The organism is Sphingomonas sp. Leaf198 (assembly GCF_001424005.1).
Lineage (GTDB): Bacteria > Pseudomonadota > Alphaproteobacteria > Sphingomonadales > Sphingomonadaceae > Sphingomonas.
Window position 1 is genome coordinate 759,123 of sequence record NZ_LMPX01000001.1, and the last position, 14,699, is coordinate 773,821.

Genomic DNA, 14,699 nt, shown 5'->3' on the forward strand with positions numbered 1-14,699 from the left:
GACATTAACGACAGGGGACTACCTACCGGATCATGTCTGTCGGCCAAGATCCTGTCCAAGACGCGATGCCGTCACTTGATGCGCCCGTCGCCCGTGCGGAAAGCGCGCGCCTACGTGCCGAAACGCGGCTGGCGGGAACGATCGCCGACTTCTTCCTCGATGCGGACGCGCGGCTCGACGATCGCACCCGGCTGATGCTTGCCCGGGTCCTGGGCGGGATCGTCGAAGCGATCGAAGCCGACATCCGTCGCCACGCGGCGCGACTGCTCGCCGGGCAAGGGCTGGCCAAGGTTGGCGAGGCGGTCCTGCGGCCGAAAGGCGCGGGCGTCGTCGCCCGGTTGACCCGCGCCGGTCTGTTACGCGACGAAGACCTGATGGAAGAGCTGATCGCACGGGTCCGGCATGACCTGATCGCCGCGTCGCTCCCCGTCGACATCGCCGATCCCGACGAGGCGAGCCTCGTGGTGCGGCTGGCAGGCGTACCCGATCGCGTCGTCGCGTCCGCCGCGTCGGCATTGCTGGCGGCGGAAAGTCGACGGCGCGTATCGAACGAACAGGGCTTGGCCAGTGGCAGCGAATTGCCCGCCGAACTCCATCATCGGCTCGTCTGGTGGGTCGCCGCTACGATCCGCGACGAGCAGCGCGTGACGACGCGGGAGGGCGACCGGGCGATCACCGACGCCGCGGAGCGCAGCCTGGCCGCGCACGACGAAGGCGAGCGGGCGGATGCGGTCGCGATGCGGCTGGCGGGCGCGATGGATGCGCGGCCGAACGAGCTGTCCGCCGTGCTGGTCGAATCGATCGGCGATCGTCGGCTGTCGCTGTTCGTCGCGGTACTGGCGCATGCTCTCGGCATCGCATTCGACCAGGCGAGGGCGATCACGCTTGAGCCCGATGGCGATCGGCTGTGGCTGGCGTTGCGGGCGATCGACATGGATCGACCGACGATCGCCAGGATCGGCCTCGCCTTGTCCGAAGCGGATCCGCGGCGGGATATCGAGGCGTTCGCCGACGCGCTCGACGAAATCGCTTCGATCGACGTGACGGAAGCCCAGGCCGCGGTCGCGCCGTTGGCGCTGAACCGGGATTTTCGGCTGGCCTTGCGGGCACTTGCGCGTACGGACCGTCGATGACGATGTTCGATCCCACCACCGAGAACCCGATCGCGCACGCCATTATTGCCGCCGATGGCACGCTGGTGTTTGCGGATCCGGCCTTGGTCGCGCTGAACCAGCGCGCCGGCGGCATGCGTGGTGCGCCGCTGGCGGTTCCGCAACTCGCGACGATCGCGCGTCTCGCGCGGCGGCTCGGGATCCTCGTCTCGCGCGGTGTGGTCGTCGCCGACGACGAGGCGGATGTCGACCTCTGGGTGCGCGCGCAGCCCGACGGCGAGAATGTCCGGCTGACGGTCAGCGGCTGGCGCGAGATCGCAGCGTGGCGCCCGACGCGGCCTTCGCCCGATGTGCAGGGGTTCCTCGACAGCGATAGCGACTGGCGATGGGAAACCGATGCCGCGTTGCGACTGACGTTCGTCACGCTGGACGCCGGGCCCAAGCATGGCTTCGATCCATTCGCATTGCTCGGGCAGCCGCTAACGGCGATGTTCGCGCTCGACTCCGGATCGGACGGCGGATTGCCGATCCTCGATTCGCTCGCGCGGCGGCGTCCGATGACGGCCCAGCCGGCGCGGCTGCGGAGTTCGGGGCGGGCGGTTATGCTGACGGCCAATGTCCGCTACGATGTGTCGGGTGATTTCGCGGGCTTCGTCGGCGCAGCCCGGATTGTCGTCGAGGATACGCCAGCGCCCGCCGAGCCTACGGTTCTGTCGGCCACTTTCACGACCGGGCTCGACAAGGCGTTGCGCGTGCCGCTGGCGCGGATCGTGGCGAATGCCGACAGCATCAATGCGCAGTCCGACGGCCCGGTGCAGGGCGACTATGCCGACTATGCCGCCGACATCGCGACCGCCGGGCGGCACCTTCTGTCACTGGTAGACGATCTGGTCGATCTTCAGGCTGTCGAGCGGCCCGATTTCACGATCGCGCCCGAACCGATTGATCTGGCGGACGTCGCGCGTCGTGCGGCGGGGCTGTTGACCGTGCGCGCCGCCAATCTCGGTGTCTCGATCGCGCGGCCTGCGACCGACGCGCGCGTGCCGGCGATCGGCGACTTCCGCCGCGTGCTGCAGATACTGGTCAACCTTGTCGGGAACGCGCTGCGGTATTCGCCGCGCGGATCGGATGTGTCGGTGACGGTCACACGCGACGCGACGCATGCGGTGCTGACCGTGGCGGATCAGGGCAAGGGCGTCGCGCCCGAGGATCAGGTCCGGATTTTCGAGAAGTTCGAGCGCGTCGACACGTCGGAGGCCGGCGGCAACGGGCTCGGCCTGTATATCGCACGGCGGTTGGCGCGGGCGATGCAGGGGGATCTCACGGTAGAAAGCGCGCCCGGCGAAGGCGCGCGGTTCTTATTGACCTTACCGGCGGATCCGGCGCGCCACTAATATCAGCGCGAGGCCGAACGCGGCGAGGAATGCGCCGCGATCCGCCCAAGGCCGCTGGTCGAGCATGAAGCTCGACTGCGGCCAGTGGACGTAACCGAGCCCCTGACCGATCCAGAGCAGACCCATCAGCGCGCAGAGCACGCCGACGATCATCAGGATCGGCCGGAGCGTCTTCATCAGCGTGACGCCATCGGGACGTAGTCACGCGCGGTCGGGCCGCTGTAGAGCTGGCGCGGACGGCCGATCTTCTGGTCTGGATCGGTGATCATCTCGTTCCACTGCGCGACCCAGCCGACGGTGCGGGCGAGCGCGAAGAGGACGGTGAACATCGACGTCGGGAAGCCGATCGCCGACAGGATCACGCCCGAATAGAAATCGACGTTGGGGAACAGCTTCTTCTCGATGAAGTACGGATCGCTCAGCGCCAGACGCTCGAGCTCGATCGCGACGTCGAACACGGGGTCGGTGACGCCCAGTTCGCCGAGCACTTCCTTGACGGTCGTCTGCATGACCGCCGCGCGCGGATCGTAGTTCTTGTAGACGCGGTGACCGAAGCCCATCAGGCGGAACGGATCGTTCTTGTCCTTCGCGCGGGCGATGTACTCGGGAATGCGGTCGACGGTGCCGATCTCATGCAGCATGTTGAGCGCGGCTTCGTTCGCGCCGCCGTGCGCGGGGCCCCACAGGCAAGCGATGCCGGCCGCGATGCACGCGAACGGGTTGGCGCCCGACGAACCGGCGAGACGGACGGTCGAGGTCGACGCGTTCTGCTCGTGATCGGCGTGAAGGATGAAGATGCGGTCCATCGCCTTTTCGACGATCGGGTTCACGACGTACTTCTCGGCCGGCACGCCGAACGTCATCTTCAGGAAATTGCCGGTGTAGCTCAGCGTGTTGTCCGGATAGACGAACGGCTGACCGACGCTGTACTTGTACGCCATCGCGGCGATCGTCGGCATCTTGGCGATCAGGCGGTGCGACGCGATGACGCGCTGTGCCGGATCGTGGATGTCGGTCGAATCGTGGTAGAACGCCGACAGCGCGCCGACGACGCCGCACAGGATCGCCATCGGATGCGCGTCGCGGCGGAAGCCACGGAAGAACTGCGCGAGCTGCTCGTGCACCATCGTGTGGCGCGTGATCGTGTTGGAGAAATTCGCCAGCTCGTCTTCGCTCGGCAGTTCGCCGTTGAGCAGGAGGTAGGCGACTTCCATGAAGTTCGACTGCTCGGCCAGTTCGCCGATCGTGTAGCCGCGGTGCAGCAGCGTGCCCGCGTCACCATCGATATAGGTCAGCTTCGACTGGCACGACGCCGTCGACGTGAAGCCCGGATCATAGGTGAAATTGTCCGTCTGCGCGTACAGCTTGCGAATATCGATGACATCGGGTCCGACCGTACCGGACATCACCGGATACTCGAAATCCTTGCCGTCGACCTTGAGGGTTGCGGTCTCGCTCATGCTTGTATCCTTCCTCGAAATCTTATCAGCTAGCCATCCGGTCGGCGATCCGTCCCAGGCTCTCGTCGCGCCCGAGCAGGTCGAGCACGTCGAAGATCCCCGGCGACGTCTTGCGTCCCGTCAGCGCGGCGCGAAGCGGCTGTGCGACCTGGCCGAGCTTGACGCCCCGCGCTTCGGCCACGCGCCGTACCGCGCCTTCGAGCGCCTCCGTATCCCACTCGGCGAGCGCGTCAAGTTCGGCATGCGCGTTCGCCAAAATGACACTCGCTTCACCTTGCAAAAGGCTCGCTGCGGCGTCATCCATTGCCAATGGGCGCTGGCTGAACAGGAAATTCGATCCCTCGGCCAGCTCGTTCAGGTTAGCGGCACGGGGCTTGAGGACCGGCATCGCACGCGTGAGCAGGTCCAGTCCGCCGGCCGGCAGATCATGGCCGAGACGGTCGGCGGCGAGTTGCGCAAGGCGCGCATCGTCGGCTTCGCGGATGTAGTGGCCGTTGAGGTTCTCGAGCTTCTTCAGGTCGAAGCGCGAGGGCGACTTGCCGACGCCCGACAGATCGAACCACTCGACTGCCTGTTCGCGGCTGATGATCTCGTCGTCGCCGTGACCCCAGCCAAGCCGGAGCAGGTAGTTGTCGAACGCCTCGGGCAGGATACCCATCTCGTCGCGGTACGCTTCGATGCCGACTGCGCCGTGACGCTTCGACAGCTTGGCGCCATCGGGGCCGTGGATCAGCGGGATGTGCGCGTAGATCGGCTCGGGCCAGCCCATCGCGCGGTAGATCGGCAGCTGGCGGAACGCGTTATTGAGGTGATCGTCGCCGCGGATGACGTGCGTCACGCCCATGTCGTGATCGTCGACGACGACGGCGAGCATGTAGGTCGGCGTACCGTCCGAGCGGAGCAGGACGAGGTCGTCGATTTCTTCGTTCTTGACCGTGACGGCGCCCTGGACGCGGTCCTCGATCGTGACGGCGCCTTCCTGCGGCGCGCGCAGGCGGACGACGTGGGGAAGGTTCGGTGCTTCGCTCTCGGGGCGATCGCGCCAAGGGCTGCGGATGCGGAGCGGCTTCTTCGCGGCCTGTGCCTCGGCACGCATCGCGGCGATCTCGTCGTTGGTCATGTAGCAGCGATACGCGTGGCCCTTCGCGACCATTTCGTGCGCGACCTGCGCGTGGCGTTCGGCGCCCGCGAACTGCATGACGACGTCGCCGTCCCAGTCGAGCCCGAGCCAGCGCATCCCGTCGATGATCGCGTCGATCGCCGGCTGGGTCGAACGGACCCGGTCGGTATCCTCGATCCGCAGCAGGAATTTACCCCCGTATGCTTTTGCGAACAGCCAGTTGAACAGCGCGGTGCGCGCGCCGCCAAGATGCAGGAACCCCGTCGGCGACGGAGCGAAACGGGTAACCACGGGTGCGGCCGCATTGGCGGTGCCCGTATCAGATATTGCGCCCAACCGCGGGTGCTCCCAGACTGATGAAACGATGGAGAAACGATGGCCATGACAGCCGTCGCCGCCCCTAGCATGCGTCCTTGGCGGCGACAAATGGGCGTGCCGCGATGGGGGGCTGTCGTCGGGCTTGCCGTGGAGCGCTGGCTCGAGGCGGAGCGCGACCAGTTGGTGTTGTGGCTGCCGGTGATGCTGGGCGGCGGGATCGCGCTGTGGTTCGCGTTACCGGACCCGGCGGCGTGGTGTGTGGCGATACTGGTGTTGCTGGCGAGTGGGTTGGGGTGTCTGGCGGCGGGACAGGGTGGGCGTGCAGCGCGGTCGCTGGCGATCGGGTTGCTGACGACGGCGTTGGGGCTCGGACTGATCTGGGGGCGATCGGAGTCGGTGGCGCGACCGGTTCTAGGTGAACCGACGATCGCGAGCTTCTCGGCCAAGGTCGAAGCGATCGAGCCACTGGTCGCGCGGAAGCTGGTCCGGCTGACGCTGCTGCCGATCGGGAAAGGCGCGGAGACCGACGGGCAGCCGGTTGCCCTGCCATACCGCGTCCGCGTTAATCTTGCTGAAGTGGATGCGCCGAAGTTGCTCGGGACTGGGGCGATCATCCGCCTGAGGGCGCGTCTGATGCCACCGCCTTTGCCCGCGGTGCCCGGCGCCTACGACTTCGCCCGGGTCGCGTGGTTCGGCGAGATCGGTGCGACGGGGCGGGGCTTCGCACCAATAGTCGTGACGACGCCAAGCGAATCGGGAGCCGGTATCCGCGTCGCGTTGTCGCACCATATTGTGTCGCGACTGGACGGCAGCGCAGGCGGTATCGCTGCAGCGCTCGCAACCGGCGACGTCGGTGCGATCAGCGAGGAGGATTCGGAAGCGATGCGCCGCGCTGGACTCGCGCATCTGTTGTCGGTGAGCGGATTGCATATCACTGCGGCGGTGGCGGCGACGATGTTGATCGTGTTGTGTCTGCTGGCGCTCAGTCCGTGGCTGGCGCTGCATGCGCGCCTGCCGTTGATCGCCGCGCTGGCGGGGGCGGCGGCGGCGATCGGTTATACATTGCTTACCGGCAGTCAGGTTCCGACGATCCGGTCGTGCGTCGCGGCGCTGCTGGTGCTGGCGGCGCTGGCGATGGGGCGCGAGGCGATGACCTTGCGACTCGTCGCGGCGGGGGCGGCGTGCGTCATGCTCGTGCTGCCCGAATCGGCGGCGGGACCAAGCTTCCAGCTGTCGTTTGCGGCGATCACCGCGATCATGGCGCTGCACGAGCACCCTTCGGTTCGCGCGTTTTTCGGGCCTCACGAAGAGGGACGACCGCGCCGTCTCGCTCGCGGCATAGCATCGCTGTTGCTTACCGGCCTGCTCGTCGAGTTCGCGCTCATGCCGATCGCGGTCTATCATTTTCACAAGGCCGGGCTGTACGGCGCGTTCGCCAACATCATCGCCATCCCCCTGACGACCTTCGTGGTGATGCCGCTGGAGGCTTTGGCGTTGCTACTCGATGCCGGCGGGATCGGGGCGCCGATCTGGTGGCTGGTCCAGCGCTCGCTCGACGCTCTGCTATGGCTTGCACATTTTGTTGCCAGCGCACCAGGTTCGGTGCGGTCCTTGCCCGCGATGCCGACGGCGGCGTTCGCGTCGATGATCGTTGGTGGTATCTGGATAGCCTTGTGGCGGACGCGGTGGCGGCGGCTTGGGCTGATACCTTTGGCGATTGGCGCGGTCTGGGCGATGACGACGCCGGCGCCAGATGTTCTCGTGACCGGCGACGGGCGCCATGTCGCGGTGCGAACGGCGGCGGGGCTCGCAATGCTGCGCGATAGGGCTGGCGACTATACGCGCGACATGCTGGCGGAGAACGGCGGGGTGGACGGCGAGCCGCTGCTGCTGGCGGACCAACCCGATGCGCGGTGCAGTCGCGATCTGTGCGTCACCGATATCGCCGCACGGGGACGGATGTGGCGGGTCCTTGCGACGCGCAGCGCCTATATGGTCCCGCTCGCCGAGCTGATCACCGCCTGTCGGAGCGCTGACGTAGTTGTTAGCGAACGTCGTCTGCCGAAGCGGTGCGTACCGCGGTGGCTAAGACTGGATCGCCGCGTTCTACGGAGGACGGGTGGCGTCGCGCTGACCTTGGGGACGGGGACTGTCGTGACAATACTGAACGCGGGGGACCGTCACCCTTGGCGCGATCCGCCGATCCTTGAACGCACTCCAAATTCTTTCAAGCCGCAGCGGGGCGGGTTTCGGCACTCAGCATCGGCGTTTCGAGCAAATCATAGCCGCTGACGCAAAGAAATGATCACGCGAAGGCGCAAAGGCGCAAAGGCGCGAAGGTGGTACGATTCGGGAGACAGCGGCCATTCGATAAACGATCGCGTCATGTTGGCTGCATCGCTGCTTGGGAAGGAAGCTAGACGCAGGTCCAGGCACAACATCTTCGCGCCTTTGCGCCTTCGCGTGAGCAAAATCATCCGTGTCCGCATGCGATTGTAGTGAGATGAATGTTCACGCGGAGCCGCGGAGAAGTTTTGCAGGGCAAAGTAAATTTGGCGGGCGGTTGTCTGGGTCTCATTCCGAAGGCGTTTGGAACGGCGGCGTTCTTCTCGGAGCGGAACACCTCTGCGTCTCTGCGCCTCTGCGCGAACCAATCTTCTGCTGCGCCAAGGGGCGTCAAAGAGATGTTCGCGCAGAGGCGCGGAGGCGCAGAGATTATCTATTTTTGCCTAGGACGGCGTTTTTTTCATGGAATGCGAGATCGTCTTCCGAATGCCATGCCGCATCGAGAATAGACGTCCATGCGCCTCACAGCATTCTGTAAAGACTGCATCAACACACTTGCATCAGCTTTAACGCTCTTGACCAAATTGCTGGCCCTGCCGACCAATTCCGGCGCCCTTTTCCAACGAACGGGGGCTTTGTCGTACCGTTCGACATACGTCCTCATCGGCGCGACTAGAGAATGGGGCCGACGCGCCGGGCAACCACATCGGCCGCCCCTCCGCGGCTCAGTCGTAGCGGCGGAGGATGCCGGAGAGTTTGCCTTGGACGCGGACTTGGGCGGGGGCGTAGCGTTGGGGGTCGTAGGCTCGGTTCGCCGGGTCGAGGCGTACCATGGCGCCTTCTCGGCGGAAGTATTTTAGGGTGGCTTCGCTGTCTTCGATCAGGGCCACGACGATCTCGCCGTCTCGCGCCGTTTCGGTGCGGCGGATCAGGGCGTAGTCGCCGTCGAGGATGCCGGCTTCGACCATCGAGTCGCCCGAGACTTCGAGGGCGTAGTGTTCGCCGGTGCCGAGGAGTGCCGCAGGGACTGCTAGCATGGTGCTGCCTTCGAACGCTTCGATCGGGACGCCGGCGGCGATGCGGCCGTGGAGGGGAATCTCGATGACGTCGTTGGCCGGTTGCGGCGTCGCGGCGGCGGGGGCTGCCTTGACGTTCGACGGCTTAGACGGGGTCTTCTTTTCCGGACGCTCGGGCATGCGCAGCACTTCGAGCGCGCGCGCGCGGTTCGGCAGGCGGCGGATGAAGTTGCGCTCCTCGAGCGCGCTGATCAGACGGTGGACGCCCGACTTCGACTTGAGGTCGAGTGCGTCCTTCATCTCCTCGAACGACGGCGAGACGCCGGTATCGTTGAGGCGATCGTTGATGAAGCAGACGAGTTCGTGCTGCTTGCGCGTGAGCATGGCGGTTCTCCGTCCGGAACAGACTGGGAACTTCTATGGAACATAATTAACGGCGTCAAGCGTCCGTATCACGCGATCACAAGGATTTCCGCCGATTCGCCTGTCTTTGCTACGGGCGCGTTGCCGGGGCGGACGATCAGGCAGGTCGAGCGGGCGAGCGTGAGCAGCATCGAGCTGTCCTGGATCGTCGAGGCATAGGCTTTGCCGTCGCGCAGTTCGGCGCGGAGATAGTCGGTGCGGGCGTTGTTGGCGGGGAGGTCTTCGCCGAGGAGGGCGTGGGTCGACTGGGGGAGCGGGTCGCGTGCGCCGGCCATGTGCGCGACGACGGGCTTCACGAACAGCGTCGCGGTGACGAACGCGGAGACCGGGTTGCCGGGGAGGCCGAGCACCATCATGTCGCTGATCCGGCCGGCCATCATCGGCTTGCCGGGGCGCAGCGCGATCCGCCAGAAATCGATGGTGCCGCCGGCCGCCTCGATCGCCGGGCGGACGAGGTCGTGGTCGCCTACCGATGCGCCGCCGGTGGTGACGAGCAGGTCTGCCTGCACGCTGGCGAAGGCTTCGCGGAGGATTTCGAGATTGTCGGGCAGGATGCCGAGGTCGATGACGTCGACGGGCATGTCGGCGAGCATCGCGGCGAGCATGATGCCGTTCGATTCGGGGAGCGCTACGCCGTCGGTGGTGGAGCCGGGGGAGACGAGTTCGTCGCCGGTGGCGGCGACGGCGACCCGGACGCGGCGGTTGACGGTGAGGCTGCCGTGGCCGCCGGTCGCGGCGACGGCGATGCGCGCGGGGCTGAGGCGGTCGCCGGCGGCGATCAGACGGGTGCCGGTGGAGAAATCGAGGCCCTTGCGGCGGGTGTTGCGGCCGAGCGTCAGAGGGCCTTCGCCGGCCAGGATCAGGGTTTCGCCGTCACGCTCGGCTTCTTCCTGGACCATGACGGTGTCGGCGCCGTCGGGCATGGCGGCGCCGGTGAAGATGCGAGTGGCTTGGCCGGGGGCAACCTGGCCTGCGAAGGGGCGGCCGGCGGCGCTTTCGCCGATGACTTTCCAGGGGCCGGGGAGGTCTGTGTAACGGATCGCGTAGCCGTCCATCGCGGAGAGGTCTGCGGCGGGCTGCGTGCGGCGGGCGAGGATGTCCTCAGCGGCCCAGCGGCCGGCGGCTTCGCGCAAGGCCACGGTCTCGTGGCCGACGCGGTGGGCCATGGCGAAGAGGCGGGACTGGGCTTCGGCGACGGGGACTAGGGTCATGCTAAGGCTCTGTTTCTGGGCGGTTCTGAAAAGTGAAGTATAGGAAGTGTAGACGCTGGGAGCGTTTTGCGGTTGGCGCTTTTGGCGTGTTGTATGGGGAAGCGCGGGGCGTGGGGGTAGGTTCCGTGCTTTGCCATGGGTTTGGTGTGTAGGACAGGTGTCGTTGGCCGGGAGTGCGACGGCAGGGCGGTCTTTGTGACTGACTTGACTGCGTTAGATCGAACGTCGCTCCCACCTCCTTGTTCTCCCGCGAAGGCGGGAGCCCAGTCTGGGTCCCCGCCTTCGCGGGGAAACAAGGGTTGGGCGGAACGGTTGCCCTCTAATACTGTGGCCTTCCCAACTGGGCCCCGGCCTTCGCCGGGGTGGTGTTTTGATTTGGTCGCGGGCTTCTCCGGCGGTGACTGCCGAGTGCGGATGGGTCCTCGATAGCGTTCCTCGACCGTTGGCCAGCGCGGGTTCATCCGGTGCGGGGCTTTGTTTGGGGGAAAGAGACACCAGATCAGCACGATGACACGGAATCAGCCTCGGGCGAGAGACAGGATCGGGGCGGCGGTGGGCGCTGTCCTGTTGCCGGGAGTGCTGGGCTATGCGCTGCTCAACGGGCTGGTGGTGACGATGCCAGCGGCGGTGAGCGATGCGTTGAAGGTGTTCGATGCGGCGCCGCCTCCGCCACCGCCGCCTGAGCAGAAGGTCAGGCCTCGGCCTTCGCCTAGCCGCAAGCCGGAGGGGGCTGCGTCGCCGCCTAATCTGAAGTCGAAGGCTACGGAGGTGGTGGCGCCGCCGCCTGTGGTGCCGGTTGTGGTGCCGCCGCCGGTCGTAGTCGCGGAGAAGGCTGGGGTGGGGGCGCAGGCGACGGCGGGGGCTTCGGATATTCGCGGGCCGGGGACCGGGAGTGGCGGGATCGGCAATGGCACCGGGAGCGGTGGGTATGGCGATGGCGACGGTGGCGGGGGCGAGGAAACGCCGCCGCGATGGCGCAGGGGGCGGTTGAAGGATTCCGACTATCCGCGCGAGGCGGCGGAGACGGGTATCCGGGGGCGGGTTTCGGTGCGGTATTTGGTCCAGACTGATGGGCGGGTTTCGCGGTGCCGGGTGACCCGGTCGAGCGGAAGCCGGGAGCTTGATACGCTTACGTGTCGGTTGATCGAGGAGCGGTTTCGGTATGATCCCTCGCTCGATGCGGCGGGGCGGCCGGTCGAGTCTACGATCGTGGAGGATCATGAATGGGCTATGGGTGGGGATTGAGTTCAGCTGAGCGCGTTCTGCTTGGCTTGCCCTCACCCTCGCCGCCTTTGGCGTCTTTCCCTCTCCCCGTTGGGGAGAGGGTTCCTTGTTACGCGGTCCAGTTGCCGGATTTGCCGCCGGACTTTGCGCGGACGCGGATGTCGGTGAGGACCATCGTCTTGTCGATCGCCTTCGCCATATCGTAGATCGTCAGGAGCGTTACCGTGGCCGCCGTCAGGGCTTCCATTTCGACGCCGGTCTTGCCTTCGGTCGAGGCGGTGGCGGTGGCGGTTACGCCGGTTTCGTCGACGACGAGGTCGATCTCGACCTTGGTGAGCGGGAGCGGGTGGCAAAGCGGGATCAGGTCGCTGGTGCGCTTGGCGGCCATGATGCCGGCGACGCGCGCGACGGCCAGGACGTCGCCCTTTTTCGCGGTGCCGGCGCCGATCGCCGCGGCGGCTTCGGCGGACATGGTGATGCGGCCGGAGGCGACGGCTTCGCGGGCGGTCACCGCCTTGCCGCCGACGTCGACCATTCTTGCCGCGCCGGCTTCGTCGATGTGCGTTAGGCCGGTCATCCGACGAGCGCGCGCGTTGCCGCTTCGACGTCGTCCTGGCGCATGAGCGCTTCGCCGATCAGGAAGCAGTGGATGTCGTGCTCGGCCATCGCGTCGAGTTCGGCGCGTGTGGTGAGGCCGCTTTCGGCGACGAAGGTGCAGTCCTTGGGCGCCTTGCCGACGAGGTCGTAGGTGCGCTGGAAGTCGACCGAGAAGTCGCGCAGGTCGCGGTTGTTGACGCCGATCAGGCGCGACTTGAGCCGCAGCGCGCGCTCCATCTCGTGCGCGTCGTGGACCTCGACCAGCACGTCCATGCCGCATTCGAGCGCGGAGGCCTCGATCTCGGCCATCTGGATGTCGTCGAGTGCTGCGACGATGATGAGAATGCAATCCGCGCCGATCGCGCGCGCTTCGGTCGACTGCCACGGGTCGACCATGAAGTCTTTCCGCAGCACGGGGATCGAGACGGCGTCGCGGGCCGCAGTGAGGTAAGCGTCGGAACCCTGGAACCACTTTTCGTCGGTGAGGACCGACAGGCAGGCGGCACCCCCGGCTTCGTAGGCGCGGGCGTGGGCGACGGGGTCGAAGTCGGCGCGGATCAGGCCCTTCGAGGGACTGGCTTTCTTGACCTCGGCGACCAGCGCGTAGCCGGTCTTCGCGTCGAGCGCGGCGCGAAAGCCGCGCGGCTTCGACATCCGGGCGATGCCGGCGTCGATATCGGCGAGCGAGGTCGTGGCCTTGCGTGCAGCGACTTCGGCGCGCTTGGTCTCGAGGATACGGTCGAGCATGGTCATGTCAGTAGGCGATCCAGCGGGCGAGCAGCGCGTCGGCGCTGCCGGTGTCGAGGGCGGCGGCGGCCTTGGCCGCGCCGTCGACGAGGTTGGGGACGGTGCCGGCGACCATCAAGGCGGCGGCGGCGTTAAGCAGGACGGCGTCGCGGTAGGCGCCGGACTCGCCCTTGAGCAGGCGGCGGAGTGCGTCGGCGTTGTGGTGTGCGTCGCCGCCGCGGATGTCGGTGATGGCGTGGCGGGTGAGGCGTGCGTCTTCGGGGGCGACTTTGCGCGGCAGCGTGACGGTGCCGACCGAGGCGACGATGCTGGGGCCGGCACCCGACAGTTCGTCGAGACCTTCTTCGCCGGACACGACGAGCGCGGCTTCGGTGCCGAGTTGTTCGAGTGCTTCGGCGTAGAGCGTGACGTAATCGGGGCGGGCGATGCCGATGAGTTGGCGGGTGGTGCCGGCCGGGTTGGCGAGCGGGCCCATCAGGTTGAAGATCGTCCGTTTGCCGATGCGCTGGCGGATCGGGGTGATGCGCTTCATCGCCGGGTGGTGGTTGGCGGCGAACAGGAAGGCGATGCCGATCTCGTTGAGGCTTGCCTCCGCGGTGGCGCCGACGCGGTCCATGTCGAGGCCGAGGACTTCCAGCGTGTCGGCAGCGCCGGCCTTGCTGGAGGCGGCGCGGTTGCCGTGCTTGGCGACGGGGACTCCGCACGCTGCGACGACGAGCGCGACGGCGGTCGAGACGTTCAGGGTGTGGTGGCCGTCGCCGCCGGTGCCGCAGACGTCGATCGCGCCGGCAGGGGCGTCGATCGGGATCATCCGGTTGCGGAGTGCGCGCGCGGCTTCGGCGATCTCGATGCTGGTTTCGCCGCGGGTCGCCAGGTCGGTGAGGAAAGTGGCGATCGCGTCGTCGCTCGCGCGGGCGTCGAGGATGTCGGCGAAGGCTTCTCGGGCGGATTCGCGGGAGAGGGGGGAGGATGGGTCTGGGAGGAGGGTGGTGGTCATGCCACCACCGTCATGCCGGGCTCGTTCTGGCATCCACCGTTCCGCGTGTTCAACGGCCGGCGAGCGTGCGGGACGGTGGACCCCGGAACTAGTCCGGGGTGACGGAAGGCAGCGGTCATATCTCCAGGCCTTCGCGTGGCTTGACCGGGATCCCGGCCATCTGGAGGAAGTTGGCCAGCATCGCGTGGCCGTGTTCGGTGGCGATGCTCTCCGGGTGGAACTGTACCCCGTGGATCGGCAGCGTCGTATGGCGGAAGCCCATCACCGTGCCGTCCTGCGCGGTCGCGTTCACCACCAATGTCTCGGGGACCGCGTTGACGATCAGCGAGTGATAGCGCGTGGCGATGAACGGCGAGGGCAGGCCGGCGTAGAGCCCGGTATCGTCGTGGACGACGGGCGAGGTCTTGCCGTGCATCAGGCCGCCGCGCTCGACCTTGCCGCCGAAATGCTGGCCGATCGCCTGATGGCCGAGGCACACGCCCAGCAGCGGCTTGCCGGCATCCGCGCAGGCCGCGACGAGGTCGAGGCTTACGCCCGCCTCGGTCGGCGTGCAGGGGCCGGGGGAAATGAGGAACGCGTCCGCGCCCGACGACAGAGCCTGCCCGGCGGAGATCGCATCGTTGCGGACGACTTCGACCTCGGTACCAAGCTCCATCAGGTAATGGACGAGGTTCCAGGTGAAGCTGTCGTAATTGTCGACGACGAGGATCATGGCGCCGCCATAGCCTAAGCGCGGCGTGGTGCAACATGGCAGCGTGCCCGGACGTCGCGCTTGATCGATGGCTGCGACCGAT

The 14,699-nt window shown here is 66.9% G+C and carries 13 protein-coding genes; 4 read left to right on the plus strand and 9 right to left on the minus strand.

Features of this window, described 5'->3' with window-relative positions; all coding sequences use genetic code 11:
• Positions 1-65 precede the first annotated feature (65 nt).
• Complete coding sequence (locus ASG20_RS03530; RefSeq protein ID WP_236698734.1) at positions 66-1,133, plus strand: DUF2336 domain-containing protein; 1,068 nt, start codon at positions 66-68, stop codon at positions 1,131-1,133.
• Positions 1,130-2,506, plus strand: coding sequence for a sensor histidine kinase (locus ASG20_RS03535; protein ID WP_082470710.1), 1,377 nt, complete (start codon positions 1,130-1,132; stop codon positions 2,504-2,506). The genes ASG20_RS03530 and ASG20_RS03535 overlap by 4 nt, the downstream gene beginning before the upstream one ends.
• Here the strand turns inward: ASG20_RS03535 and ASG20_RS03540 are convergent.
• From ASG20_RS03540 to gltX, 3 genes are read right to left on the minus strand one after another with little or no spacing between them, the layout of a single operon-like run.
• Positions 2,480-2,683 carry a hypothetical protein gene (locus tag ASG20_RS03540; protein ID WP_056048578.1) on the minus strand — a complete coding sequence of 68 codons (204 nt, stop codon included), beginning with the start codon at positions 2,681-2,683 and terminating at the stop codon, positions 2,480-2,482. The two genes, ASG20_RS03535 and ASG20_RS03540, sit on opposite strands and share 27 nt — an antisense overlap.
• Positions 2,683-3,966, minus strand: a complete 1,284-nt coding sequence (locus ASG20_RS03545) for a citrate synthase (protein ID WP_056048581.1) — start codon at positions 3,964-3,966, stop codon at positions 2,683-2,685. The genes ASG20_RS03540 and ASG20_RS03545 overlap by 1 nt, the downstream gene beginning before the upstream one ends.
• Before the next feature lie 25 nt (positions 3,967-3,991).
• Positions 3,992-5,422, minus strand: a complete 1,431-nt coding sequence (gltX, locus tag ASG20_RS03550; protein WP_056048584.1) for a glutamate--tRNA ligase — start codon at positions 5,420-5,422, stop codon at positions 3,992-3,994.
• Positions 5,423-5,512: 90 nt separating this feature from the next.
• Between gltX and ASG20_RS03555 the strand changes: the two genes are divergently transcribed.
• The gene (locus ASG20_RS03555; protein ID WP_201780706.1) at positions 5,513-7,696 is read left to right on the plus strand and encodes a ComEC/Rec2 family competence protein; all 2,184 of its coding nucleotides are present in this window, start codon (positions 5,513-5,515) and stop codon (positions 7,694-7,696) included.
• A 719-nt stretch (positions 7,697-8,415) separates the two neighbouring features.
• Here ASG20_RS03555 and lexA read toward each other — a convergent pair.
• Both lexA and ASG20_RS03565 read right to left on the minus strand, forming a co-directional pair.
• On the minus strand, positions 8,416-9,090 hold the full coding sequence (lexA, locus tag ASG20_RS03560; RefSeq protein ID WP_056048586.1) for a transcriptional repressor LexA: 675 nt from the start codon (positions 9,088-9,090) through the stop codon (positions 8,416-8,418).
• A 68-nt stretch (positions 9,091-9,158) separates the two neighbouring features.
• Positions 9,159-10,340: a molybdopterin molybdotransferase MoeA gene (locus ASG20_RS03565; RefSeq protein ID WP_056048589.1), complete on the minus strand. Its 1,182-nt coding sequence runs from the start codon at positions 10,338-10,340 to the stop codon at positions 9,159-9,161.
• Positions 10,341-10,892: 552 nt separating this feature from the next.
• On the opposite strand from ASG20_RS03565, the gene ASG20_RS03570 reads away from it, so the two are divergent.
• On the plus strand, positions 10,893-11,585 hold the full coding sequence (locus ASG20_RS03570; protein WP_236698735.1) for an energy transducer TonB: 693 nt from the start codon (positions 10,893-10,895) through the stop codon (positions 11,583-11,585).
• An 88-nt stretch (positions 11,586-11,673) separates the two neighbouring features.
• On the opposite strand, the gene moaC is transcribed toward ASG20_RS03570, so the two are convergent.
• From moaC to ASG20_RS03590, 4 genes are all read right to left on the minus strand, one after another.
• Positions 11,674-12,141, minus strand: a complete 468-nt coding sequence (gene moaC, locus ASG20_RS03575; RefSeq protein ID WP_056048595.1) for a cyclic pyranopterin monophosphate synthase MoaC — start codon at positions 12,139-12,141, stop codon at positions 11,674-11,676.
• Positions 12,138-12,914 (minus strand): indole-3-glycerol phosphate synthase TrpC, encoded by a 777-nt coding sequence (gene trpC / locus ASG20_RS03580; protein ID WP_056048598.1) that lies wholly within the window; start codon positions 12,912-12,914, stop codon positions 12,138-12,140. Before trpC ends, moaC begins: the two co-directional genes overlap by 4 nt.
• 1 nt (position 12,915) lies before the next feature.
• The gene (gene trpD / locus ASG20_RS03585; protein WP_056048601.1) at positions 12,916-13,905 is read right to left on the minus strand and encodes an anthranilate phosphoribosyltransferase; all 990 of its coding nucleotides are present in this window, start codon (positions 13,903-13,905) and stop codon (positions 12,916-12,918) included.
• A 115-nt stretch (positions 13,906-14,020) separates the two neighbouring features.
• On the minus strand, positions 14,021-14,617 hold the full coding sequence (locus ASG20_RS03590; protein ID WP_056050376.1) for an anthranilate synthase component II: 597 nt from the start codon (positions 14,615-14,617) through the stop codon (positions 14,021-14,023).
• Positions 14,618-14,699 lie beyond the last annotated feature (82 nt).

What these genes read in the sequence shown, in the direction of transcription:
- lexA (WP_056048586.1), bottom strand. Translation starts at nt 9,090, where the DNA reads ATGCTCACGCGCAAGCAGCACGAACTCGTCTGCTTCATCAACGATCGC.
- ASG20_RS03590 (WP_056050376.1), bottom strand. Translation starts at nt 14,617, where the DNA reads ATGATCCTCGTCGTCGACAATTACGACAGCTTCACCTGGAACCTCGTC.
- trpD (WP_056048601.1), bottom strand. Translation starts at nt 13,905, where the DNA reads ATGACCACCACCCTCCTCCCAGACCCATCCTCCCCCCTCTCCCGCGAA.
- moaC (WP_056048595.1), bottom strand. Translation starts at nt 12,141, where the DNA reads ATGACCGGCCTAACGCACATCGACGAAGCCGGCGCGGCAAGAATGGTC.
- ASG20_RS03535 (WP_082470710.1), top strand. Translation starts at nt 1,130, where the DNA reads ATGACGATGTTCGATCCCACCACCGAGAACCCGATCGCGCACGCCATT.
- ASG20_RS03565 (WP_056048589.1), bottom strand. Translation starts at nt 10,340, where the DNA reads ATGACCCTAGTCCCCGTCGCCGAAGCCCAGTCCCGCCTCTTCGCCATG.
- ASG20_RS03545 (WP_056048581.1), bottom strand. Translation starts at nt 3,966, where the DNA reads ATGAGCGAGACCGCAACCCTCAAGGTCGACGGCAAGGATTTCGAGTAT.
- ASG20_RS03540 (WP_056048578.1), bottom strand. Translation starts at nt 2,683, where the DNA reads ATGAAGACGCTCCGGCCGATCCTGATGATCGTCGGCGTGCTCTGCGCG.
- trpC (WP_056048598.1), bottom strand. Translation starts at nt 12,914, where the DNA reads ATGACCATGCTCGACCGTATCCTCGAGACCAAGCGCGCCGAAGTCGCT.
- ASG20_RS03530 (WP_236698734.1), top strand. Translation starts at nt 66, where the DNA reads ATGCCGTCACTTGATGCGCCCGTCGCCCGTGCGGAAAGCGCGCGCCTA.
- ASG20_RS03555 (WP_201780706.1), top strand. Translation starts at nt 5,513, where the DNA reads ATGGGCGTGCCGCGATGGGGGGCTGTCGTCGGGCTTGCCGTGGAGCGC.